Source organism: Paracoccus acridae, from assembly GCF_014642735.1.
GTDB classification, from domain to species: Bacteria; Pseudomonadota; Alphaproteobacteria; order Rhodobacterales; family Rhodobacteraceae; genus Paracoccus; species Paracoccus acridae.
Genome location: NZ_BMIV01000001.1, coordinates 57922 through 81621, shown reverse-complemented (window position 1 = coordinate 81621; position 23700 = coordinate 57922). Strand labels below are relative to the sequence as shown.

Genomic DNA, 23700 nt, shown 5'->3' with positions numbered 1-23700 from the left:
CCAAGGGTTTCCGCCGCCTGACGATGCCAGCCGCGCACCGGGGTTGCAGGTGGGAACAACACCCTGGAACCTCCGGCACGGCTTTGCGTTCATCCCCCGAAGCCCAGTGGCCGGCGGATGCGGTCACACTCTCTCCCTCCCTCTGATGCCCCGGTGCCTTCCCGCGCCGGGGCTTCGTCTTGTCATCCCCGCCCATGCGGCGCGGTCCAGTCCGCATCGGGGCCGATGGGGATGATGCGATGCGGATTCACCATGTCGTGGCTGAAATAGTAATGGCGCATGAAGTGGTCGGGCCGCACCGTCTCGGCCAAGCCGGGCATCTGATACAGATCGCGCGCCCATCCCCACAGGTTCGGGTAATCGACGATCCGGCGGCGGTTGCACTTGAAATGCGTGTGATAGACCGCGTCGAAGCGGGCGATGGTGGTGAACAGGCGCCAGTCGGCCTCGGTCAGCCGGTCGCCTGCAAGATAGCGGTGCTGGGCCAGGATCCCCTCGATCCAGTCGAGGCTGTCGAACAGGGGGTGGACGGCCTTGTCATAAGCCTCCTGGCTGGTGGCGAAACCGGCCTTGTAGACGCCGTTGTTGACCGTGTCATAGATGCGGTCGTTCAGATGCTCGATCTGATCGCGCAGGTCCTCGGGCCAGTAGTCGTCGCTGTTGCCGGTGATGGTGTCGAAGGCGGAATTGAACATGCGGATGATGTCGGCGCTTTCGTTCGACACGATCCGGTCGGTGTCGCGGTCCCACAGGACCGGCACCGTCACCCGCCCCGAAGCCTGGGGATCGGCGCGGAGGTAAAGCTTGTAGAGATACGGCTCTCCGAACAGCAGGTCGCCGGTCGCGCCGTCGAAATCGGTGCGGAATTCCCAGCCGTTCCACAGCATGTCGGGATGCACGGCCGACACGTCGATGTGATCCTCCAGCCCCTTCAGCGCCCGGAAGATCAGCGTCCGATGCGCCCAGGGACAGGCATAGGAGACATAGAGATGGTATCGCCCGCTTTCCGCCTTGAAGCCGCCCTCGCCGGTCGGACCGGGGCTGCCGTCGGGCGTCACCCAGTTGCGGTGCTTGGACGTGTCGCGAACGAATTCGCCGCCGCTTGATCCCGTGTCGTACCATTCGTCCTTCCAGACGCCGTTGACCAGTTGGCCCATGTTTCATCCTCCGGTGAATCACGGGCCAACGGGCGGCGGGGGCGTCGGGTTTCAGGCGATGGCCTGGTCGCGGGTTTCCGCCTTGACCAGCAGCAGCGCAACCGCGCCCAGCAGCAGCAAGGCCGCGAAGACACCGATGGCGAAGCCGAAGCCCTTGGCGAAGACAAAGGCCAGCAGGCTGGGCGCCAGGATCCCGCCCAGCCGCGCCATGGCGCTGGCGGTGCCCATGCCGGTTCCGCGCAGGTGGGTGGGGTAAAGCTCGGGCGTGAAGGCGTAAAGCGCCCCCCAGGTGCCCAGCAACGCAAAGCTCATCAGGATCAGCGCGGTGGCAACCATCGCGGTGCCGGTCGCCACCGTGAACAGTGCGCAACCGGCGGCGCTGAGCAGCAGGAACCCCAGCAGCGTGGCGCGGCGCCCCACGGCCTCGACCCCCCAGGCGGCAAGCGCATAGCCCGGCACCTGCGCCAGGGCCAGCACCACCAGGAATTCGTATCCGCGCACGAAGCCGAAGCCCTCGGTCGCAAGCTGGCCCGGCACCCAGACGAAGACGCCGTAATAGGACAGCGACACCAGGAACCACACCGCCAGCACGCCGATGGTCCGCGCCCGCAGCAGATCCGAAAAGATCGAGGCCTCGGCCCCCGTCGGCACCGGCGCGGGAACCAGTTCCGCATCGCGCGGCAGCGCCTGCATCCCGTTCGTGACCAGCACCCGGTCGATCACCGCCTTGGCCCCGGCGGCATCCCCCTTGCGGATCAGGTACATGGGCGATTCCGGCACCCACATGCGAAGAAAGATCCCGATCAGCGCCGGGATCGCGGCCACCGCGAAGATCCAGCGCCAGGGCGCCACCGCCCCCTGCGCCACCGCGATCCAGGCGGTCAGGGCCACGACGATGGTGCCCAGGGCCCAGAATCCTTCCAGCCAGACCAGCCAGCGGCCCCGGTTCCGGGGCGGCAGGAACTCCGCCATCATCGCGTAATCCACCGGCAGCGTGCCCCCCACGGCAACGCCCGTCAGGAAGCGCAGCACCAGAAGCAGCGTGAAATCCTGCGCAAAGACCGACGCCAGCCCGAAGATCGCGTCCATGCCCACCGTCAGCACCAGGATGTTGCGCCGCCCGATGCGGTCGGCGATGCGCCCAAAGGCGAAGGCGCCCAGGAACATGCCCGCAAAGAACACCGTGCCGATCTGGAAGGCGGTGATGCGGTCCAGTCCGAAGGTGGCGGCGACGGATGGTGCCGCAAAGCCCACCGCGATCACCTGCATCGCGTCGGCTGCCCAGACCAGCCCGAAGATGCCCAGAAGCCGCCACTGGAATCGCCCGGCCCCGCCGCGCGCCAAAGCCTCGTCCACCGTCAATCGCATCCTGTCCCCCATTGCCGATGGCATTGCTTAGCGGCAGTTGCCCCGATCACCAAGCCGTGACAGAACAGGCGCGGCATTTTCCTGCCCTTGCGTCAACTCGACACCGGCCGCCCCCGAGGCTAGGGTCCCCCCGCCAAAGGAGCTTGCCCATGTTCACCGTCGCCACCTGGAACATCAACTCGGTCCGCCTGCGCGAAGGCCTCGTCGCCCGCTTCCTGCGCGAGGAAGCGCCGGACATCCTCTGCCTTCAGGAATGCAAGTCGCCGGTGGACAAGATCCCCCTGGACCAGTTCCGGGCGCTTGGCTACCACCATATCGTCGCGCGCGGGCAGAAGGGCTATAACGGCGTGGCGATCCTGTCGCGCCTGCCGATCACGGATGCGGGCGACCGCGACTATGCCAGCCTGGGCCATGCCCGCCATGTCGCGGCGCGGCTGGAAAACGGCGTGACGATCCACAACATGTATGTGCCGGCGGGCGGCGACATCCCCGACCGCACCGTGAACGAGAAGTTCGGCCAGAAGCTGGATTTCGTGGCCGAGATGCGCGATGTCTTCCATGCCGACAATCCCCGCAAGTCGATCCTGGTGGGCGACCTGAACATCGCGCCCCTGGAAGAAGACGTCTGGTCGCACAAGCAGATGCTGAAGATCATCAGCCACACCCCCGTCGAGGTCGATCACCTGCTGTCGGCGCAGGATGCGGGCAAGTGGGTGGACGTGACGCGCCAGGACATTCCGTCCGGGCTGCTTTATTCCTGGTGGAGCTATCGTGCCAAGGACTGGGACACCGCCGACAAGGGTCGCCGCCTGGACCATATCTGGGCCAGCCAGGACATCGCCAACGCCGCCCATGCCAGCCGCATCCTGCGCCCCTGCCGGGGATGGGAACAGCCCAGCGACCATGTGCCGGTGCTGGCTTCCTTCGATCTCTGATCCCTTCACTTTGGCGCAAATATCCCACAGGGGGTCTGGGGGACGTGAAGTCCCCCAGCCTTGCCGCCCCAAACAACCCTTCCCCTTGGACGCCCCAGCCCCCATATTGCGCCCAACAGTTTGACCCGAACCTTTGGGGATCCCATGACCATGCTCTTTGACGGCGCCACCGACGCCCCCAAACCCACCGACTTCATCAAGGACGTGACCGAGGCGAACTTCATGGCCGAGGTCGTGCAGGCCTCGATGCAGGTGCCGGTGATCGTCGATTTCTGGGCACCCTGGTGCGGCCCCTGCAAGACGCTCGGCCCGCAGCTCGAGGCCGAGGTCGCGCGCCACAAGGGCCGCGTCCGCATGGCCAAGGTGAACGTGGACGAGAACCAGATGATCGCCGCGCAACTGCGCGTGCAATCGATCCCCACGGTTTACGCCTTCTTCCAGGGCCAGCCGGTCGATGCCTTCCAGGGCGCGATCCCGCAAAGCCAGATCAAGCAGTTCGTGGACAAGCTGGCGGCGCTGTCGGGCGATGACGGCGGCCTGGCCGATGCGCTTGCCGCGGCCGAACAGATGCTGGCCGAAGGCGCCTTCACCGACGCCGCCGAAACCTTTGCCGCCATTGCCGAGGAAGATCCCTCCAGCAACGATGCCTGGGCGGGCCTGGTCCGCGCCCATCTGGCCGCGGGCGACGCGGATGCCGCGCAGGCCGCCCTTGACGCCATCCCCGCCCCTGCCGCGACCAGTGCCCCGGTCGAGGCCGCGCGCGCCCAGTTGCACCTGGCCCGCCAGGCCGCCAAGGCCGGGCCGCTGGATGCCCTGCAAGCCCGCGTCGATGCCGATCCCGACGACCAGCAGGCGCGGCTGGAATATGCTCAGGCCCTGCACGCCGCAGGCCGGGTGGAAGACGCCATCGACATCCTTCTGGACAGCTTCCGCCGTGACCGCGACTGGAACGAAGGCGCGGCCAAGGCGCAGCTGTTCACCATCTTCGACAGCCTCAAGCCCAACGATCCGCTGGTGCAAAAGGGCCGCCGCCGCCTGTCGTCCATGATCTTCGCCTGATCCGATGCGGTTCCGCTTCGACCTGCCCGCGCGCATCCCCCTGTTCCCCCTGGCGGGGGCCGTGCTGATGCCGCGCGCGCGGATCCCGCTGCATGTCTTCGAACCGCGCTATCTGCAGATGCTGGACGACGCGTTGAAGACCGATCACCGCCTGATCGGCCTGATCCAGCCCGAAGGCGAGGGGCTTGCCGCGATCGGCTGCGCGGGTCGGGTGGTGGCCTTTTCGGAAACCGACGACGGGCGGCAGATGATCTCGCTTCTGGCGGTGTCGCGGTTCCGCCTGACCGAGGTGCAGGAGGGTTTCACCCCCTATCTGATGGCCGAGGTGGACTGGTCGTCCTTCGGCCGCGACCTGAAGGGGTCCGAGGAGGATCCGTCGCTGGATCGCGACGCCCTGTTTCCCCTGCTGCGCCGCTACATGGAATCGCACGAGCTTTCGACCGACTGGGATGCCGCCGCCGAGGCCCCGGACGAGGCGCTGATCAATTCCCTGGCGATGGCCCTGCCCTTCTCGCCCGGCGACAAGCAGGCGCTTCTGGAAAGCCCCTCCCTGGCCGACCGGCGCGAACTGCTGCAAGGGCTGATCGAATTCGCCCTTCATGGCGGCGACAACGAGGAACGACTGCAATGAGCCAGACCCCGCCCCCCTTCGACCGCCACATGCTCGAGGCGCTTGTCTGCCCGGTGACCCACGCGACCCTGTCCTATGACGCGGCGCGGCAGGAACTGGTGTCCAGGACGGCGGGTCTGGCCTTCCCGATCCGCGCGGGAATCCCCATCATGCTGGTGTCCGAGGCCCGCCAGATCAAGGCTGATTGATGGTGGCCCAGACCGATCATCACAGCTTTCTGGAATCGTCGGCTCCCCGGCTGCCCTGGTGGGTCAAGGCCGTGATCGTGCTGTGCTGCGGGATCCAGGCGCTGACCATGCTTGCGGATCTGCTGGGCTATCCCGTCGTGCGGCAGGCCGTGGTGATCTTCGGCGGCTTCTGGTCGCCGATCCTGTGGGCGGGGCACGGGGTGTTTCCCGGCCATGTCCTGTCGGTCTTCGTCACCTATGGCTTTCTTCATGCCGGGCTGCTGCACCTGGCCATGAACATGCTGTCGCTGGTGGCGCTTGCGCGGGAACTGAACCGGCTGATCGGCCCGCAGCGCATGGCCCTGGTCTATGCCGTGACCCAGGTTGCGGCGGCGCTGCTGTTTGCGCTGATGGCCCCGGATGGCGGGCCGATGATCGGCGCGTCGGGCGCGATCTTCGGGCTGGCGGGCGCGCTTGTGGGCTATGCCGCCGTGACCGGCTGGCGCCGCCGCCGCCCCTTGGGGCAGTTGTGGCGCGGGGTGGCGGTGATGGTGGTGCTGAACGTGGCGCTGACCGTGCTGATGCCGTCGATCGCCTGGGAAGCGCATCTGGGCGGCGCCTTGGCCGGGCTGGCCCTGGGCGGCTGGATGGCCATGGGCCGCAGCCCTCGTCCGTCAGCCTTCTGAGGGTTCCGCCTCGGCCTGACCCTCGGCGGCCGCGATCCGGCGCAGGATCTGGCGGAACGGCTCGGCCGGCGCGGTCGCCAGGGACGCGGCCGTATCGCCGCCGGCCTGGGCCAGATGCTCGGCGATCATCCGGTGGCCCAAACCGTGCCCGGTGCCGCGGCGCAGATCGCCCTTGCCCCCGAACCAGCGGCCATGATCGTAATCGCGCCGCGCCCATTCGTTCATCGCCTGCCGCATCGCCCCTTGCCCGGGCCGTACGGTGTCAAGGCCGTCGGGCGGACCGCCCATGACCTGCAGCACGAAATGCCCGGCCAATCCCTCGCTGACCAGCACCTCGCCCAGGGACCGGCCATGGCCCGGCCCCTCCTGGCGGAGCAGATGCGCGATCTGGCGGATCAGGGCGCGGCTGAACTGGACAGGGTCGAAGCGGTCGGGGGTCACGGCGATCTCGATGATGCCGGGGGCGGGACAATGGCCCTGGACCGCGCCATCGGGGGACCGGTCCCGATGCGCACGGACGACCAGGTCGAAATCCGGCAGATCGGCATGGCCCGAGGCCCGCGCCACCGCCTCGCGGCTGGCCTGCCGGGCTTCGGACAGGATCCGCGTCAGATCGTGCCGCGCGTTCAGGAAATGGAGTGTCCAGAGGGTCATGGGATGGATATACCGCCTGCCGCTGCCGCAATCCAGAGACTGAGGCGGCAGGCCACATGCGGAACAGGCGGGGCCATGCCCAGCGAATGGACCCGCAGCACCGGCGGCCCGCGCCGCCTGTCTGTTTGGGCTTGCTGCGGCAAGGGCGCCCCGACACTCTTGGCGGCGAAGCCGATGCCCATTCGGCCTTTTCCGGCAGGGAACACCGATGACGCGTTCAAGGCATCTCTCCAGACAGCTTGTGGCGGCAAGGTTGCTTGTCGGCCACCGGCGGTCGCAGGGACGCGACTATGGGCTTGCGCTGTTTCTGGCGCTTGTCGCCGGGGCCTCGAATGCCGGGGGCTTCTTCGCCTTGGCGCAATACACGTCGCACATGACGGGCTATCTTTCGCAGATTGCGGACAATCTGGTTGTGGGGAACCTGGTCGTCCTGGTGACGGCGGTTCTGGCGATCGCTTCCTTCACCACGGGTGCCGCCATCAGCGCCGTCCTGGTCAACTGGGCCAGGGAACGCAGGAAGGGAAAGCATTTCGCGCTTCCGCTGGCGGTGCAGGGAACCTGCCTCGCCTGCTTTGCCCTTGCCGGGGCGTTCACGACCGAAGCCGGCCGGATTTTCGCCCTGGCCTGGCTTTGCGGCATCATGGGGATGCAGAACGCCACGATCACCAAGATATCGGGCGCCAGGATAAGGACCACCCATGCGACCGGGATGATCACGGATATCGGGATCGAAGCCGGACGCGCGATCTATGGCCGGCTTTGGCCGGAAAGCGGGGTGAAGGAAGACCGGGAAAAGCTGCGCATCCTGGTCTTCCTGGTAGGGGCCTATGTCCTGGGCGGGGTGGTGGGCGCCACGGGCTATCTTGTCATGGGCTTCTATTTCGCCCTTCCGCTGGCCGCCCTGCTGCTGGCGCTGTCCTTGCCGTCACTTCTGCGAAGGACGCGCCCGTATCAGCGGCGATAGATGCCGCGGCCTCACAACTCGGGGACCAGCACCTCGCGCTTGCCGACGTGGTTGGCGGCCGAGACCACGCCCTGCTCCTCCATCTGCTCGACCAGGCGCGCGGCCTTGTTATAGCCGATGGCAAGCTTGCGCTGGATATAGCTGGTGGAACATTTGCGGTCCTTGGCGACGATCATCACCGCCTGGTCATACAGCGCGTCGTCCCCGCCATCGCCGCCGCCCAGGCCCAGCACCGCGTCGATGTCGGAGGCCACCTCGTCCTCGGGACCCTCGACCACGCCCGACTTGTAGGACGGCGGGCCGAAGGATTTCAGATGGGTCACGACCTCCTCGACCTCCTCGTCGCTGACGAAGGGGCCGTGGATGCGGGTGATCCGCGCGCCGTTGCCCATGTACAGCATGTCGCCCTGGCCCAGCAGTTGCTCGGCCCCCTGTTCGCCCAGGATGGTGCGGCTGTCGATCTTGGAGGTGACCTGGAAGCTGATCCGGGTCGGGAAGTTCGCCTTGATCGTGCCGGTGATCACATCGACGGAGGGACGCTGCGTCGCCATGATCAGGTGGATGCCGGATGCCCGCGCCATCTGCGCCAGGCGCTGGATGCAGGCCTCGATTTCCTTGCCCGCGACCATCATCAGGTCGGCCATCTCGTCCACGATCACGACGATATAGGGGAAGGTCTCGGGCTTGAACTCCTCGGTCTCGAAGATCGGCTCGCCGGTATCCTCGTCGAAGCCGGTCTGGACGGTGCGCTTGAACATCTCGTTGCGGGACAAGGCCTCGCGGACGCGGCCGTTATAGCCCTCGATGTTCCTGACGCCCATCTTGGACATCTTGCGGTAACGCTCCTCCATCTCGCCCACGACCCATTTCAGCGCGACGACGGCCTTTTTCGGATCGGTGACGACCGGCGACAGCAGATGCGGGATGCCGTCATAGACCGACAGTTCCAGCATCTTGGGGTCGATCATGATCAGCCGGCATTCGTCCGGCGTCAGCTTGTAGAGCAGCGACAGGATCATGGTGTTGATCGCCACCGACTTGCCCGACCCGGTGGTCCCCGCGATCAGCAGGTGGGGCATCTTGGCCAGGTTCGCCACGACCGGATCGCCGCCGATGTCCTTGCCCAGGGCCAGCGGCAGGGGCTGCGTGCCGTCGCCGAAGGCGCGGGATGCCAGGATCTCGCGCAGCAGCACCTTTTCGCGCCGGGCATTGGGCAGTTCGATCCCGATCACGGTGCGGCCCGGCACGGTGCTGACGCGCGCCGACAGGGCCGACATGGACCGGGCAATGTCGTCGGACAGGCCGATCACGCGGGATGCCTTCAGGCCCGGCGCGGGTTCCAGTTCGTAAAGCGTGACCACCGGGCCGGGACGAACCTCGGTGATCTGGCCCTTGACGCCGTAATCGTCCAGCACCGCCTCCAGCATCCGGGCGTTTTCCATCAACACTTCCTCGGACACGGTCTGCTGGTCGCTGGCCGACGGCATGGTCAGCAGCGCCAGCGGCGGGCGTTCATAGGTGTTCAGCACCTCCTCGAACGGCAGGTCGGGTTCGGCCAGGGGCGCAGGCCGCGCCGGCGCAGCCTTCTTCAGCGGCGGCATGGCGACGGGTGCCGCCTCGGCGGCGGGTTCATCGGCAATCTCGCGCGGGGTTTCGCGCGCCAGGCGGGCGGCCACGACCGCCAGGACCGAAGGCTTGCCCGACCGGGTGCGGATCGCGTCGCTGATGCGGCCCTGGACCTCCTCGGCCGAAGGGGCATCGCCGTCATAATCGGCATCGCGTTCGATCAGTTCGGGCTCGGGCAGGTCTTCCTCAAGCTCGAAGACAGGGGCAGCCGACTTGCGCCGGGCCACAACCGGGGCACGCGGGGAGGGCTCGTCCGCCCTGGCCTCGCGCCGGGCGGCCAGGCGGCCCTTCAACCCCGCCGAGGCGGCGGCGCCCTGGCCGATGCCGCGCATCGCCAGATCATGGGCCGTCAGCAGCCCGACCACGAAGCGGCGCCAGAAGACGCGCAGTTCCCTCCGCTCAAAGCCCAGGACGAAGGCCGCCATCGCCAGCGTTCCCAGGGCGACGACCAGACCCGCCACGCGGATCCCGATCTGCGCCTTGACCGGCAGAAGGTTCAGCATCGCGCCCATGACCATGTCGCCGAAATGCCCGCCCAGGCCATAGGTCTGTTCCCAGGCCTCGGCCGGCACCAGCGTGCTGCAATAGACCGAGGCAAGCGCCGCCGCGATGGGGGTGAACAGCGCGCGCATAAAGCGGTCTTCGCCCCGGTGCAGCATGAAGCGCAGGCCCCAGACCAGGGCGGCGACGACAAGCATCCAGGACCCATGGCCCGCGATCATCATCAGAGGGGATGCGACATAGGCGCCGAAGCTGCCCAGCATGTTCTGCGCAGGCTCGTCGGTGGCCGACAGGAAGCTGGGATCCTCGGGCGACCAGCTTGCCAGCATCAAGGCGATCAGGATGCCGACAGTGACCAGCCCCGCGCCCAGCAATTCCTTGCCGCGCCGTTCCAGCGCCGCCTGCGTGGACTGGTCGAACAGCGGATCGCGGTGTTTTGCCTGCCAGCTTGCCATGGTCCCTAGCCTTCCCCGTCCGTCGTTCCATCATACAGCACCGCGCGCAGCCGCCGCAGCGCCGTTTCCGTCTGCTCCGCATCCGCCACCAGGGCGACCCGGATGAAGCCTTTGCCGGGATTGTGCCCGCCGACCTCGCGCGAGAGATAGGCCCCCGGCAGCACCTGGATCCCCGCCTGCGCCCACAGGGTCCTGGCCGCGTCCTCGCCATCCGCGACCGGCAGCCACAGGAAGAACCCGCCCTGGATGGGGCGGTATCCCGGCACGTTGCCCAGCACCCGGTCGGCGATCGCGTATTTCTGCCGGTAAAGGTCGCGGCTGACCGCCACATGCGCCTCGTCCCGCCAGGCGGCCTCGCTGACGGCCTGGGCGGGCAGCGACAGGGGCGCGCCCGCATAGGCGCGAAGGCGGCGGATCTGGGCGATATTCGCGGCGCTTCCCGCCACGAAGCCGGACCGCAAGCCCGGCAGGTTCGACCGCTTGGACAACGAATTGAAGATCACCACCCGGTCGGCCAGTCCCATCGCGGTCGCCACGGCCAGGGCGCCGGGCGGCGGGGCCTCGCGCCAGATCTCGGAATAGCATTCGTCGGCGAAGACCAGGAAATCGTGCCGGTCGGCAAGCGCGATCAATTGTTCCAGGTAATCCCGGTCCGCGATCGCCCCCTGCGGATTGGCGGGCGAACACAGATAGGCGATGGCGGTGCGGTCCAGGACTTCGGGCGCAAGCGACGCGTAATCGGGCAGGTTGCCGGTTTCCGGCATGGCAGGGACGAAGACGGGTTCGGCCTGAACGGCGGCGGCTGCGACCGCATAGACCTGATAGAAGGGATTCGGAATCAGGATCGCCGGCCGCCCGCCGTTCTTCCTTTCGGGGCACAGCGCCAGAGCCGCGTTGAACAGCCCTTCGCGCGTGCCGTTCAGCGCCATGATCCGGTCGGGCGCCACGTCCAGGCCGTAACGGCTGCCCAGCCAATCGCCGATGGCCGACAGCAGGCCGGGCGTGCCCTCGTTCGGCGGATATTTCGCGAATCCCCCGATATTGGCGGCCATCACCTCGGCCACGAAGTCCGGCATGGCATGGCGCGGCTCTCCGATGGTCAGGACCGTCGGGGATTCGCCGTGCTTCAAACCCGGCTCGATGCCGGACAGCAGCGCCCGCAAACGCGGAAACGCATACTCCGGCAGGTTCGAGAACCGCTCGGGGATCGCCATTCTGCCTCGCTTCCAGGGTCTTTGGCCCCGTTTATCACCGGAAAACATTAGCGTGATCGTGCCCTTGCGTCCAGCGAAAGCCGGCCACTCGCCTGGGCAAAACATCCTGGGGGTTGATCGGTCCAAGGGCGGGAAAGGGGCGCCAAGGCCCCCTGCCCGGCCGGTCAGGCCACCGCCAGGGCAGCCTCGGCCCCTGCCGCCACATGCAGAAGATGTCCGTCCCGGCCCGCATGGCCCATGATCGAGATACCGCAGGCGGGATGCCCGGTCGGCAGGGTGCAGACCGGCAGGCCCAGAAGATTGCCGATGCGGGTGTTGCGCAGGGTCAGCAGGTTCGCGCGCACGAACTCGGCCTCGTCCTCCATCAGCCGCGCGGCGTTCGGCGGCAGGATCGGCACCGTGGGCAGCAGGATCGCGTCATGGGCCGAGGCCACCTCCTTGATCCATTTGCGGCGGATGCGGACCAGGCTTTCCCAGGCCGCGACGTAATCCGAGGCGCTGACATCCGCGCCGCTGCGGAACCGGTCCAGGATCGGCTTCCACATCAATTCGGGCGCATCCTCGATCTGCGCGCGCCAGATGCCATAGGCCTCGGGCGCGAACAGCGCCGCCGACAAGGGCATCGCCTTGGCGACCCAATCGCTGGGCACGCGCTGGATCTGCGCGCCCGCGCGGGCCAGCCGGTCCACCGCGTTCTCGAAGGCGGCGACCGGGCCTTCCTCGGCATCGGCGAAGGGCACGCCGTCCAGAACCATCAGCCGCCGTCCCGCGATATCGGCGCCCCGCAGGTCGGCCGCCTTGGTCCCGGACATCAGGGCGAACAGTTCGGCGCAATCCTCGACCGTGCGGGCGATGGGGCCGACGATGTCGAATTTGCGGCACAGGGGCACCACGCCCTTCTCGGGCAGCGAATCATGGCTGGGCTTGAAGCCCACCAGATCGTTCCAGGCGGCCGGCACACGCAGCGATCCGCCGGTATCGGACCCGATCGCGGCCGCCGCCAGTCCCAGCGCCACCGACACCGCGGCCCCGGACGACGATCCGCCGGGCGCAAGATCCGGGTCCAGCGCATTGGGCGGCGTCGCGGTGTTCGGGTTCAGGCCCAGGCCGGAAAAGGCCAGTTCCGTCATATGGGTCTTGCCCAGGCAGATCGTGCCCTGCCGCGCCGCGCGGGCCAGCACGATGGCGTCCTTGCGGGGCACCCGGCCTTCCAGCAGCCTGGACCCGGCCTCGGTGACGGTGCCGCCGCTGTCGATGTTGTCCTTCCAGCTGATCGCCACGCCGTCCAGAAGCCCGCGCCGCAGTTCCAGCTTGGCGCGGTCATGGGCGGCGACCGATTCGGACCGGGCGCGCACATCCGTCACGCGGGCATAGATGCGCCCCGCGTAGGGATGGGCCTTGATCGCGGCCAGATAGGCTTCGGACTGGTCGATGGGATCCAGAAGACCCGCCATGATCGCACGGCCCTGCTGGGCGGCGGGCGCGCGCAGCCAATCCATTCTCAGAAATCCACCGCGAGGCCGTTCTTTTCGTAATCGCCGTATCGCACGGGTTCGGGGCCCTCGCGGCCGCCGTATTCGACGGGCAGGGGCTGGGTCTCTGCGGCGGCCTTGCGGCGCTCGGCAGCCTCGGCCAGGGCGCGCTGTGCGGCGGGCGGCAGGTCGGTGCGGTCCATCGGGGGCTGTTCGCTCATGGAAAGATCTCCCATCCGGGGGTAAGGGGTCCGGGTCAGTCTTCCAACAAGACTTAGGTGAAGGAAAGCGATTTGGCAAAGCGGGGCATGGATATGGCACGGTCGGGCGCATTGCGCCTGCTGGCCGGGGTGCGGGACGGGCTGTCCCTGTCGGATCAGGCGGGCGCGCTGAAGGCGCTGGCGCCGCAGGACCAGGCCCGCGCCGCGCGCCTTGCGGCCGCCGTGCTGCGCCACCAGTCCCGCGCCGATGCGGTGATCGCGGGTTATGTCAGCCGCAAGCCCAGTCCCCAGGTCGCCGACATCCTGCGCCTGGCCACGATCGAGCTTCTGGAATTGGAGGGCGCGGCGCATGGCGTTGTCGATGCCGCCGTCACCCTGACGCGCGGGCTTGGGCAAAAGGGGCAGGCCGCGGCAGGCATGGTCAACGCCGTGCTGCGCAAGGTGGCGGCGCACCGGGGCTGGGCCGACCTGCCGCCGCAGCCGATGCCCGGCTGGCTGCGCGACCCCGTCGCCCTCGCCTATGGAGAGGAGGCCGCCCTCGCCATCGAGGCCGCGCACCAGGCCGGCGCACCGCTGGATTTGACGCCGAAGCCGGGCATTTCGGTCGAGGGTGCCAACCTGCTGCCGACCGGATCCTGGCGCATCCACGGCCCCGCGCAGGTGTCTGCGCTTCCGGGCTTTGCCACGGGCGACTGGTGGGTCCAGGATGCCGCTGCCGCCCTGCCGGTGCGCCTGCTGGACCCGCAGGCGGGCGAAGGCATCGCAGATCTTTGTGCCGCGCCGGGCGGCAAGACGCTGCAACTGGCCGCGGCAGGGGCGCAAGTGACGGCCGTGGACATCACCCCTGCCCGCCTGAAGCGCGTGGCCGAGAACCTGCGCCGCTGCGGCCTAGCGGCGGAACTGGCCGCCGCCGACGCGCTGGAATGGCGGCCCGACGGTCCTCTGGATGCGGTCCTGCTGGACGCCCCCTGTTCGGCCACGGGCACGATCCGCCGCCACCCCGACCTGCCCTTCCTGCGCGACGGATCGGGCATCCCCGCGCTGATCGACCTGCAATCGCGGCTGATCGACCACGCCCTGTCGCTGCTGCCGCCGGGCGGGCGCCTGGTCTATGCCGTCTGCTCCCTGCTGCCCGACGAAGGCGAGGCGCAGGTCGCCGCGGCCCTGACCCGCCATCCGGGTCTGAGGGTCGAGGAGCCGGTTCTGCCGGGGATCGAACCGGACTGGATCACGCCCGAAGGCGGGTTGCGCACGCGGCCCGACCATTGGGCAGACTGGGGCGGGTTGGACGGCTTCTTCATGGCACGGTTGCGCAAGGCCGGATAGGACAAGGGGCGCTGCCCCTCTTGGCCTGCGGCCAATTCACCCCGGGATATTTGGGCCAGAATGAAGACGTTCCTTCACGCTGGTCCAAATATCCTCGGGGGGTCCGGGGGGCGAAGCGCCCCCGGCTTCGCCACTGGACCTTCGGCCCGCATGGCGCTAAGCGACCGCAAACCAGATGCGAGGCCCCCATGTCCCATCCCGTGCCGATCAGACGCGCGCTGATTTCCGTTTCCGACAAGACCGGGCTGATCGACTTCGCCCGCAAGCTGGACGCGCGGGGGATCGAGATCCTGTCCACCGGCGGCAGCGCCAGGACGCTGCGCGAGGCGGGGCTGACGGTGATCGACGTGGCCGACGTGACCGGCTTCCCGGAAATGATGGACGGCCGCGTCAAGACGCTGCACCCGGTCGTTCATGGCGGGCTGCTGGCGCTGCGCGACAATGCCGAACATCAGGCCGCGATGGAGGCCCACGGCATCGGGCCCATCGACCTGCTGGTGGTGAACCTTTATCCCTTCGAGGAAACGGTCGCCAAGGGCGCGTCCCATGACGATTGCATCGAGAATATCGATATCGGCGGCCCCGCGATGATCCGCGCGGCGGCCAAGAACCACGGCTTCGTCACGGTGATCGTGGATGTCCAGGATTACGACGCGCTGCTGGCCGAACTGGACGCCAATGACGACCGCACCACCCTGGCCTTCCGCCAGCGCCAGGCGCAGATCGCCTATGCCCGCACCGCCGCCTATGACGCGGCGGTTTCGACATGGCTGGCAGGTGCCATCGGCGCGGAGACCCCGCGCCGCCGCGCATTCGCGGGCACGCTGGCCCAGCCCCTGCGCTATGGCGAGAACCCGCACCAGTCCGCGGCCTTCTATGTCACCGGGGACAACCGCCCCGGCGTCGCCACCGCGAAGCAGTGGCAGGGCAAGGAACTGTCCTACAACAACATCAACGACACCGATGCGGCCTTCGAACTGGTCGCCGAATTCGACCCCGTTGAAGGCCCGGCCTGCGCGATCATCAAGCACGCCAATCCCTGCGGCGTGGCGCGGGGTGAAACGGCGCTGGAAGCCTACAAGCGGGCCTTCGACTGCGACCGCACCTCGGCATTCGGGGGGATCGTCGCGCTGAACCAGGTGCTCGACGGCCCCACTGCCGAGGAGATCGCCAGGATCTTCACCGAGGTGGTGATCGCCCCCGATGCAGATGAGGACGCCAAGCGCGTCTTCGCCGCCAAGAAGAACCTGCGCCTGCTGACCACCGGCGGGCTGCCCGATCCGCGGGCGCCCGGCCTGTCCTTCCGCCAGGTCGCGGGCGGCTTCCTGGTGCAGGGCCGCGACAACGGCCATGTGAGCCTGTCCGACCTGAAGGTCGTCAGCGACCGCCAGCCGGATGATGCGGAATTGCGCGACATGCTGTTCGCCTGGACCGTCGCCAAGCACGTCAAGTCGAACGCCATCGTCTATGCGAAGGACCGCGCCACCGTGGGCATCGGCGCGGGCCAGATGAGCCGCGTGGACAGCACCCGCATCGGCCGCCGCAAGTCCGAGGACATGGCCGAGGCGCTGGGCCTGGGCCAGCCCCTGACCATCGGCGCGGTCGTGGCCTCGGATGCTTTCTTCCCCTTCGCCGACGGCATCGAGGCCCTGGCGGAAGCGGGCGCCCGCGCCGTCATCCAGCCGGGCGGGTCGATGCGCGACGACGAGGTGATCGCGGCGGCCAACCGCCTGGGCCTGGCGATGGTCTTTACCGGCCAGCGGCATTTCCGGCACTGATGCAGCAGGAACTGCCCCTTGACCCGCCGCCCCCAGCGCCGTCCAGACCGGCGCCCAAGGCGCGGCGCCCGCGCGCGCCGAAAAAGCCCGCGCCCCCGCCCCGCACCGACATGCGGCTGGTGATCTGGATCGCGACCACGATCTTCGTGGTCGATCAGGTGCTGAAATACTGGGTCGTCCATGTGCTGCAACTGGACCGGCTGCGCGAGATCGACGTGCTGCCGCCCTGGCTGAACCTGCGCATGGCCTGGAACCAGGGCGTCAATTTCGGGCTGATGGCGTCGGATACCGATGTGATGCGCTGGGTTCTGATCGCCGTGGCGCTGGCCATCGTGGTCTGGGTCTGGATCTGGATCTGGCGCGCCGATGCCGGAAAGCTGGCCCGCATCGCGGCGGGGCTGCTGATCGGCGGCGCCCTGGGCAATGTGATCGACCGGCTGCTTTACGGCGCGGTCGCGGATTTCCTGAACATGTCGCTGCCCGGCTGGCAGAACCCCTACAGCTTCAACGTGGCCGACATCGCCATCTTCGCAGGGGCCATCGGGCTGGTTCTAGTGCCGCAGAAGAAGGACCCCGTGGCGCCTGCCCGCAAGCCGCGCACCAAGGCCTCGGACAATCCCCGTGACGGGACCGGCAAATCCGGCTAGAACGGGGCGCAAGAAACGAGGGGACAGGACATGCAGGCTTTCGTCAGGGGCATTGCGGCAGCGGCCGTCATGGGGCTTTCGGCCTGCGGCAGCAACCAGTTGATGAACATCGAAACCGGCCAGAACAGCCCGGACGAATTCGCCATCCTGCCCACCCGCCCCCTGACCATGCCGCCCGATCTGGCGCTGCTGCCCGCCCCCACGCCGGGCGGGGCCAACATGACCGATCCGAACCCCAACGCCGATGCGGTGGCGGCCCTGGGCGGCAATCCGGCGCGCCTGTCCGACCAGGGCATCGCCGCGGCGGATGGTGCCCTGGTCGCCCATGCCACGCGCCGCGGCACCGATCCGGCCATCCGCGAACGCCTGGCGGACGCGGATGCCGAATGGCGGTCGCGCAACAAGCGCCGCCCGCTGGAGGCGCTGTTCGGCACCACCGTCTATCAGCGCGCATATCGCCCCCTGGCGCTTGATTCGCAGGCCGAACAGCAACGTTGGCAGCGGGCCGGCGCGATCACCCAGACCTCTCCCGCGCCTGTTGAGGAATGACGGCGCATTTCGATCCGGCGCAGCCCGGTTTCGGCAAGGACCCCTGGCCGCATTACGCCCGCCTGCGGGCGACGCCCGGCCTGCCCGACTGGCAGGGCTTCCGCCTGGCGTCCCGCTTCGACGACGTGCGCGCCATCGCATCGGACCGCCGCATGGTCCGGGGCACCGCCTTTCTTCCGCCCGAGGAAAGGCGGCGTATCCAGATGGCCGAGAATTTCCACGACATGCCGTTCCACGAACGCTTCGTGCAGACCTCGATGCTGGAACTGGACGGGCCGGATCACGACCGGTTGCGGCGCGCGGTGTTTCCCTTCTTCACGAAGACCCGGCTGGAAAGCCTGCGTCCTTTCATCACCGGGTGGGTCGATGCCGCGCTGGACCGGCTGATCCCGCAGGGCCGCTTCGACTTCATCGCGGATCTTGCCGCCCATCTGCCGGGGCAGGTGATCGGCCATCTGATCGGCACCGATCCCGCGCTTGCCCCGCAGATGACCCTGTGGTCCGAGGAAACCGTCAGCTATTTCGACGTGAGCCGCCGCACCCCCGATCGCAAGGCGCGGGCCGAGGACGCGGTGCGCCTGTTCCATGACGCGCTGCAGGACCTTCATGCCGCGCGCAAGGCCCGGCCCCGCGACGACCTGATGTCGGCAATGATCGGGGCCGAGGATGCGGGGCTTCTGACCCATGACGAACTGATCGCGACCGTCATGCAGATCCTGCACGCCGGGCATGGATCGACCATCGACGTGATGGGCAGCGGGCTTCATGCGCTGCTGGCCCATCCCGACCAGATGGCGCGTCTGCGCGCCGATCCCGGCCTGATGCCCCTGGCCGTGCAGGAGATGTTCCGCTTTGCCCCGCCGCTGGTCTTCTTCCACCGCCATGCGTCCGAGGATCTGGCGATCTGCGGGCAGGATTGGCCCAGGGGAACGACCTTCGGGCTGCTTTACGCCAGCGCCAACCGCGACCCCGATGCCTTCCCAGATCCCGACCGCTTCGATGTCGGGCGCAGGCCGAACCTGCACCTTGCCTTTGGCGCGGGTCCCCATGTCTGCCTGGGCAACAACCTGGCGCGGCTGAACATGGAGGTGCTGTTCACCGCCCTTCTGGACCGCACGGAAAGCATCCGCATCGACGGTCCCGTTGCCTGGAAGTCCGGGCTTCAGGCGCATGGCCCCTTGTCCCTGCCCATCACTGTCGCGACACATTAGCGTGTGACAGGTTGCGCGGCCTGTCGTCATTGGTCAGATTTGCCTCGACCAAGGAGGTTTCGCCCCCATGCTTAGACCGACCCTGCCCGCGCTGCTGGCCCTGACCCTGGGCGCGATGCCCGTCCTGGCCGAGACGACCACCCCCGAGAATAACGGCATCACCCATTTCACCCTTCCGAACGGCCTGGAAACCGTGGTGATCCAGGATCATCGCGCCCCGGTCGTGGTCCAGATAGTCTGGTATCGCATCGGATCGGCGGACGAACCGCCCGGCAAGTCGGGCATCGCCCATTACCTGGAACACCTGATGTTCAAGGGCACCGACAAGCTGGAACCGGGCGAGTTGTCGAAGACCGTGACCGCTAATGGCGGCATGGACAACGCCTTCACCTCCTATGACTACACCGCCTATTTCCAGCGCATCGCATCCGACCGCCTGTCCCTGGTGATGGAGATGGAGGCCGACCGCATGGCCAACCTGCGCATCGGCGAGGATGACTGGCAGGCCGAACGCCAGGTCGTGCTGGAGGAACGCGCCCAGCGGGTGGACAGCGACCCCGGTTCCCTGTTCGCCGAGGAACGCTATGCCACGCTTTACTACAACCACCCTTATGGCCGCCCCGTCATCGGCTGGCGCGCCGAGATGGAGGGCCTGACCCGCGAGGATGCGCTGGAATGGTATGACAACCATTATTCCCCCAACGAGGCGATCCTGATCCTGGCGGGCGACGTGACCCCTGAACGCGCCCGCGAACTGGCCGAGCAATACTATGGCCCGATCCCCGCGAAGGGAGAGGCAGAGCCGCGCATCCGCCCCCAGGAACCCACCCAGCGGTCGCCCCGCCGGATGGAGATGAGCGATCCACGCGTCCCCCAGCCGGTGATGTCGCGCAGCTACATCGCGCCCGAACGCAACCCCGGCGACCAGGCGGATGCCGCCGCGCTGACGGTTCTGGCGGAACTGCTGGGCGGTTCGATGCAGACCTCGATCCTGGGTCGCGAGCTGGCGATGCAGGGCAAGGCGCTGTGGGTGAACGCGGGCTATGACGGCTTTTCCGTTGATCCGACCAGCTTCGGCATCTCTCTTGTTCCCGCCGACGGCATGACGCCCGAGGATGCCGAGGCGGAACTGGACAAGGTCCTGGCCCGCTTCCTGGAAACGGGCCCCGACCCCGCCGACCTGGACCGCGTGAAAACGCAGATCGAGGCCGCGCGGGTCTACAAGCTCGATTCGGCGCATGGCCGGGCCTATGACTATGGGCAGGGACTGGCGACGGGGCTGTCGGTCCAGGACGTGAACGACTGGCCCGACAGCCTGGCCGCCGTCACGGCCGATGACGTGATGAGGGTGGCCAGGACCGTTCTGGACAGCAAGGCCAGCGTCACCGGCTGGCTGCTGCCGGCCGAGCCGGCGCCCGCCGCCGCCGAAGCGCCCGCCTCCACCGACACCCCCAGCCCCGAGGTGCAAGGATGATCCGCGCCGCCATTGCCCTTTTCCTTGCCGTTCTGGCGGTTCCCGCCCATGCCATCGACATCCAGGACGTCACCTCGCCCGGCGGCATCAAGGCCTGGCTTGTCCAGGACGACAGCATCCCCTTCGTCGCGGTGCAGTTTTCCTTCAAGGGCGGCGCCAGCCTGGACGCCGAAGGGAAGCGCGGCGCCATCAACCTGATGACCGCCACGCTTGAGGAAGGCGCGGGCAACCGTGATTCGGTGGCCTTTGCCCAGGCGGTCGAGGGGCTGGGCGCGCAGTTTTCCTTTGACGTGGGCGACGACGCGCTGACCGTGGGGATGCGCGCCCTGAACGAGAACCGCGACGAGGCCGCGGCCCTTCTGGCCGAGGCGCTGACCCAGCCCCGCTTCGACGACGACGCCATCGAACGCGTCCGCGCGCAGGTGCAGTCGATCATCCGGTCCGAGGCGACCGATCCGCAATCCATCGCCGCCAAGGAAATGGCACGCCAGGCCTGGGGCGACCATCCCTATGCCACCTCGATCAACGGCACCATGGATTCGGTGGCGGCCCTGACGCGCCAGGATCTGGTCGCGGCCAAGAACCGCGTATTGGCCCGCGACCGCGTGGTGGTGGGTGCGGCGGGCGACATCACGCCCGAGGAACTGGGCCAGCTTCTGGACACCGTGCTGGGGGGCCTGCCGGAACAGGGCACCGCGCCGCTGCCGCAACCGGCGGACCTGCAACTGACCGGCGGGGTCACCGTCATCGACTGGGACAGCCCCCAGACGGTCGTCAGCTTTGCCGGTCCGGGCCTTGCCATCGACGATCCCGATTACTTCGCGGCCTTTGTCGCCAACCACATCCTGGGCGGCGGCGGCTTCAGTTCCCGCCTGATGGAGGAGATCCGCGAAAAGCGCGGCCTGACCTATGGCGTCGGCACGACGCTTGCCACCGGCGTTTACGGCCAGACCTGGCAGGGCGGCATGGCGGGATCGAACGCCACCACCGGACAGGCGGTCGATCTGATCCGCCAGGAATGGGACCGCATGGCCGAGGGCGGCGTCACGGACCAGGAATTGAACGATGCCAAGACCTATCTGACGGGCGAATACCCGCTGCGCTTCGACGGCAACGGCAGCATCGCGGGCATTCTGGCCGGGATGCAGCTGATCGGCTTTCCCATCGACTATGTGAACACCCGCAATGAAAAGGTCGAGGCGGTGACGGCGGAGGACGTCAAGCGCGTGGTGGGCCGCCTGCTGGATGCCGACGACTTGCGCTTCGTGCTGGTCGGCCGCCCTGAGGGGATCGCCGGAACAGATCCCGCCCCCACCAACTAGAATCGCTGGCGACAGGGGACGGTGGCTGCTAGATTTGGGGGCATGAACAGCCATGCCCCCCATATCCGGCCCGTGATCCGCCAGTTGGACGAAGCCGTCGCCAACCGCATCGCGGCGGGCGAGGTGGTCGAACGGCCTGCATCGGCGGTCAAGGAACTGGTGGAAAACGCCCTGGATGCGGGGGCCAGCCGCATCGACATCGCCATCCAGGACGGCGGCAAGCGGCTGATCCGGGTTTGCGACGACGGCTGCGGCATGGCGCCCGAGGATCTGCCCCTGGCCCTGTCGCGTCATGCGACCAGCAAGATCGACGGCACCGACCTTCTGGCGATCCGCAGCTTCGGCTTCCGGGGCGAGGCGCTACCCTCGCTGGGGGCAGTCGGACGGCTGACGATCACCTCGCGGATGCGGGGCGGCGACGGCGCGGTGATCGCGGTGGAAGGCGGGCGCGCCGCGCCGGTGCGGCCCGCCGCCGCCAATCCCGGCACGGTGGTCGAACTGCGCGACCTGTTCTTCGCCACCCCCGCGCGTCTGAAATTCCTGCGCGGCGACCGGGCCGAAACGATGGCGGTGGCCGAATGCGTCCGCCGCCTGGCCATGGCCGAACCTTTCGTGGGCTTCACCCTGACCGCCGACGGCAAGGAGATCTTTCGCGCCGATGCCGAACAGGGCGAATTGTTCGACGCCCTGACGATCCGCCTGTCGCGCGTCATGGGCCGGGATTTCATCGACAATGCGATCCCCCTTGACGCCGAACGCGACGGGCTGCGGCTTTCGGGGCTTGCGGCGCTGCCCACCTATTCGCGCGGGGCGGCGGTGGCGCAGCATGTCTATGTCAACGGCAGGCCGGTGCGGGACAAGCTGCTGACCGGGGCGCTGCGGGCGGGCTATATGGACGTGCTGGCATCCGGGCGCCATCCTGCGGCGGTGCTGTATCTTGCCTGCGACCCGCAGCTTGTCGATGTGAACGTCCACCCCGCCAAGGCCGAGGTGCGTTTCCGCGACCCGCAAGGCGCGCGGGGGCTGGTGGTCAGCGCCTTGCGGCACGGGCTGGCGACGGCCGGGCATCGCGCGTCATCCACGATGGGCGACGCGACGCTGGCGGCCTTCCGGGCCGAACCCGCCGCCGCCCCTGCCCCTGCCGCCCCGCGCACCTATCAGATGGACTATCGCCCCTCGGCCACGGCGATCCGCGCCAGCCTGGATCTGCAAGCCCCCACGATGGGATTTGCCGAGGCCCCTTCGGCCCGTGCCGAGGAGGAAAGCGCCGCGCCCCTCGATGCCCCCCTGGGGGCCGCACGGGCGCAGATCCACGAAAACTACATCATCGCGCAGACCGAAGACGGGCTTGTCATCGTCGATCAGCACGCGGCGCATGAACGGCTGGTCTATGAACGCCTGAAGGTCCAGGCCGCCGCGACGGGCATCGCCCGCCAGGCCCTGCTGATCCCGGAGATCGTGGAACTGCCCGAAGCCGATGCCGCGCGCATCCTGTCCATCGCGGGCGATCTTGCCGAACTTGGGCTGGTCATCGAACCCTTCGGCGGGGGTGCCGTCGCGGTGCGGGAAACCCCGGCCATGCTGGCCCGTCTGGACGCCCGCGCCCTGATCCGCGACATCCTGGACGATCTGGCGGATCAGGGCGCCTCCGACCGCCTGCGCGGACGGCTTGACGCGGTGCTGTCCTCAATGGCCTGCCATGGATCGGTGCGGTCGGGGCGGCGCATGAACGCCGACGAAATGAACGCCCTGCTGCGCGAGATGGAACGCACGCCCCGGTCCGGCCAGTGCAACCATGGCCGCCCGACCTGGGTGAAGCTGCGCCTGTCCGACATCGAAAGGCTGTTCGGACGCAAGGATTGACCGGCGCCCCGAACGGCGCGACAGTCGCGCCAGCGAAGGAGCCAACCATGCTGCAGATCAGCCCCGACAAGATCGCCCATATCATCATCCGCGCCCGCGAATACGACAGCGGCGTCAACCCCTGGGCGCATTCGGGCAGCAGGCCGCAGCACGGTGTCCGGTCCGAACTGCACGACTTCATCGCCAACCTGAACGAGGATGAACAGGCATCCTTGGTGGCGGTCATGTGGATCGGGCGCGAAAGCTTCGAGCCCGAAGAGCTTGAGGAAGCCATCGAGACCGCCCGGATCGAGCGCACCACCCCCACCGAGGATTACCTGATGGGCGAACCGCGCCTGGCCGATCTGCTGGAATCGGGGCTGGAAGCCCTCGGCATCTCGCCCGAGGATGCCGAGGACGACGTGACCCGCCCGGTCTGAG

Annotated in this window: 22 protein-coding genes; 15 read left to right on the top strand and 7 right to left on the bottom strand. The window is 68.1% G+C overall.

The features are described from left to right. Positions 1 to 182: 182 nt before the first annotated feature. Both IEX25_RS00405 and IEX25_RS00400 read right to left on the bottom strand, forming a co-directional pair. A complete protein-coding gene (locus tag IEX25_RS00405) occupies positions 183 to 1157 on the bottom strand; it encodes a glutathione S-transferase family protein (RefSeq protein WP_188713583.1) in 975 nt (324 codons plus the stop codon). 51 nt (positions 1158 to 1208) lie between these two features. Further along, positions 1209 to 2525, bottom strand: coding sequence for an MFS transporter (locus IEX25_RS00400; RefSeq protein ID WP_188713582.1), 1317 nt, complete (start codon positions 2523 to 2525; stop codon positions 1209 to 1211). A 149-nt stretch (positions 2526 to 2674) separates the two neighbouring features. Here IEX25_RS00400 and IEX25_RS00395 point away from each other — a divergent pair, with 149 nt between their 5' ends. The 5 genes from IEX25_RS00395 (at position 2675) to IEX25_RS00375 (ending at position 6003) form a co-directional block, all read left to right on the top strand. Further along, complete coding sequence (locus tag IEX25_RS00395) at positions 2675 to 3460, top strand: exodeoxyribonuclease III (RefSeq protein ID WP_188713581.1); 786 nt, start codon at positions 2675 to 2677, stop codon at positions 3458 to 3460. 150 nt (positions 3461 to 3610) lie between these two features. Further along, positions 3611 to 4519 (top strand): thioredoxin, encoded by a 909-nt coding sequence (gene trxA, locus IEX25_RS00390; RefSeq protein ID WP_188713969.1) that lies wholly within the window; start codon positions 3611 to 3613, stop codon positions 4517 to 4519. A gap of 4 nt (positions 4520 to 4523) precedes the next feature. Next, entirely contained in the window at positions 4524 to 5150 is a 627-nt protein-coding gene (locus IEX25_RS00385) for an LON peptidase substrate-binding domain-containing protein (protein WP_103173117.1), read from the top strand. Further along, positions 5147 to 5338 (top strand): Trm112 family protein, encoded by a 192-nt coding sequence (locus IEX25_RS00380; RefSeq protein ID WP_103173116.1) that lies wholly within the window; start codon positions 5147 to 5149, stop codon positions 5336 to 5338. The genes IEX25_RS00385 and IEX25_RS00380 overlap by 4 nt, the downstream gene beginning before the upstream one ends. Then, the gene (locus tag IEX25_RS00375) at positions 5338 to 6003 is read left to right on the top strand and encodes a rhomboid family intramembrane serine protease (protein ID WP_188713580.1); all 666 of its coding nucleotides are present in this window, start codon (positions 5338 to 5340) and stop codon (positions 6001 to 6003) included. Before IEX25_RS00380 ends, IEX25_RS00375 begins: the two co-directional genes overlap by 1 nt. On the opposite strand, the gene IEX25_RS00370 is transcribed toward IEX25_RS00375, so the two are convergent. Beyond that, positions 5992 to 6657 (bottom strand): DUF2268 domain-containing putative Zn-dependent protease, encoded by a 666-nt coding sequence (locus IEX25_RS00370; RefSeq protein ID WP_188713579.1) that lies wholly within the window; start codon positions 6655 to 6657, stop codon positions 5992 to 5994. The genes IEX25_RS00375 and IEX25_RS00370 overlap by 12 nt on opposite strands. 208 nt (positions 6658 to 6865) lie before the next feature. On the opposite strand from IEX25_RS00370, the gene IEX25_RS00365 reads away from it, so the two are divergent. After that, the gene (locus tag IEX25_RS00365) at positions 6866 to 7621 is read left to right on the top strand and encodes a YoaK family protein (RefSeq protein ID WP_188713578.1); all 756 of its coding nucleotides are present in this window, start codon (positions 6866 to 6868) and stop codon (positions 7619 to 7621) included. Between the two features lie 11 nt (positions 7622 to 7632). Here the strand turns inward: IEX25_RS00365 and IEX25_RS00360 are convergent, their stop codons facing one another. The 4 genes from IEX25_RS00360 to IEX25_RS00345 all read right to left on the bottom strand — a co-directional run bounded on the left by IEX25_RS00360 (position 7633) and on the right by IEX25_RS00345 (position 13110). Then, positions 7633 to 10203 (bottom strand): DNA translocase FtsK, encoded by a 2571-nt coding sequence (locus IEX25_RS00360; protein ID WP_188713577.1) that lies wholly within the window; start codon positions 10201 to 10203, stop codon positions 7633 to 7635. A gap of 5 nt (positions 10204 to 10208) precedes the next feature. Continuing rightward, positions 10209 to 11417: an aminotransferase class I/II-fold pyridoxal phosphate-dependent enzyme gene (locus IEX25_RS00355; protein ID WP_188713576.1), complete on the bottom strand. Its 1209-nt coding sequence runs from the start codon at positions 11415 to 11417 to the stop codon at positions 10209 to 10211. A 164-nt stretch (positions 11418 to 11581) separates the two neighbouring features. Then, on the bottom strand, positions 11582 to 12916 hold the full coding sequence (locus IEX25_RS00350; protein WP_188713575.1) for an amidase: 1335 nt from the start codon (positions 12914 to 12916) through the stop codon (positions 11582 to 11584). Positions 12917 to 12918: 2 nt separating this feature from the next. Continuing rightward, on the bottom strand, positions 12919 to 13110 hold the full coding sequence (locus IEX25_RS00345) for a DUF1674 domain-containing protein (RefSeq protein WP_188713574.1): 192 nt from the start codon (positions 13108 to 13110) through the stop codon (positions 12919 to 12921). An 87-nt stretch (positions 13111 to 13197) separates the two neighbouring features. On the opposite strand from IEX25_RS00345, the gene IEX25_RS00340 reads away from it, so the two are divergent. From IEX25_RS00340 to IEX25_RS00300, 9 genes are all read left to right on the top strand, one after another. Then, positions 13198 to 14436, top strand: coding sequence for an RsmB/NOP family class I SAM-dependent RNA methyltransferase (locus tag IEX25_RS00340; RefSeq protein WP_188713573.1), 1239 nt, complete (start codon positions 13198 to 13200; stop codon positions 14434 to 14436). A 188-nt stretch (positions 14437 to 14624) separates the two neighbouring features. Then, positions 14625 to 16214, top strand: coding sequence for a bifunctional phosphoribosylaminoimidazolecarboxamide formyltransferase/IMP cyclohydrolase (purH, locus tag IEX25_RS00335; RefSeq protein WP_188713572.1), 1590 nt, complete (start codon positions 14625 to 14627; stop codon positions 16212 to 16214). Then, a complete protein-coding gene (gene lspA / locus IEX25_RS00330; protein WP_229664971.1) occupies positions 16214 to 16861 on the top strand; it encodes a signal peptidase II in 648 nt (215 codons plus the stop codon). The genes purH and lspA overlap by 1 nt, the downstream gene beginning before the upstream one ends. Positions 16862 to 16891: 30 nt before the next feature. After that, the gene (locus tag IEX25_RS00325) at positions 16892 to 17410 is read left to right on the top strand and encodes a DUF3035 domain-containing protein (protein WP_188713571.1); all 519 of its coding nucleotides are present in this window, start codon (positions 16892 to 16894) and stop codon (positions 17408 to 17410) included. Beyond that, entirely contained in the window at positions 17407 to 18621 is a 1215-nt protein-coding gene (locus tag IEX25_RS00320) for a cytochrome P450 (protein ID WP_188713570.1), read from the top strand. The genes IEX25_RS00325 and IEX25_RS00320 overlap by 4 nt, the downstream gene beginning before the upstream one ends. Positions 18622 to 18688: 67 nt before the next feature. After that, positions 18689 to 20095, top strand: coding sequence for a M16 family metallopeptidase (locus IEX25_RS00315; RefSeq protein WP_188713569.1), 1407 nt, complete (start codon positions 18689 to 18691; stop codon positions 20093 to 20095). Continuing rightward, complete coding sequence (locus tag IEX25_RS00310; protein WP_188713568.1) at positions 20092 to 21417, top strand: M16 family metallopeptidase; 1326 nt, start codon at positions 20092 to 20094, stop codon at positions 21415 to 21417. Before IEX25_RS00315 ends, IEX25_RS00310 begins: the two co-directional genes overlap by 4 nt. A 42-nt stretch (positions 21418 to 21459) precedes the next feature. After that, positions 21460 to 23280, top strand: coding sequence for a DNA mismatch repair endonuclease MutL (gene mutL, locus IEX25_RS00305; protein WP_188713567.1), 1821 nt, complete (start codon positions 21460 to 21462; stop codon positions 23278 to 23280). 47 nt (positions 23281 to 23327) lie between these two features. Next, on the top strand, positions 23328 to 23699 hold the full coding sequence (locus IEX25_RS00300; RefSeq protein WP_188713566.1) for a DUF3775 domain-containing protein: 372 nt from the start codon (positions 23328 to 23330) through the stop codon (positions 23697 to 23699). The last annotated feature ends 1 nt before the right edge of the window (position 23700 follow it).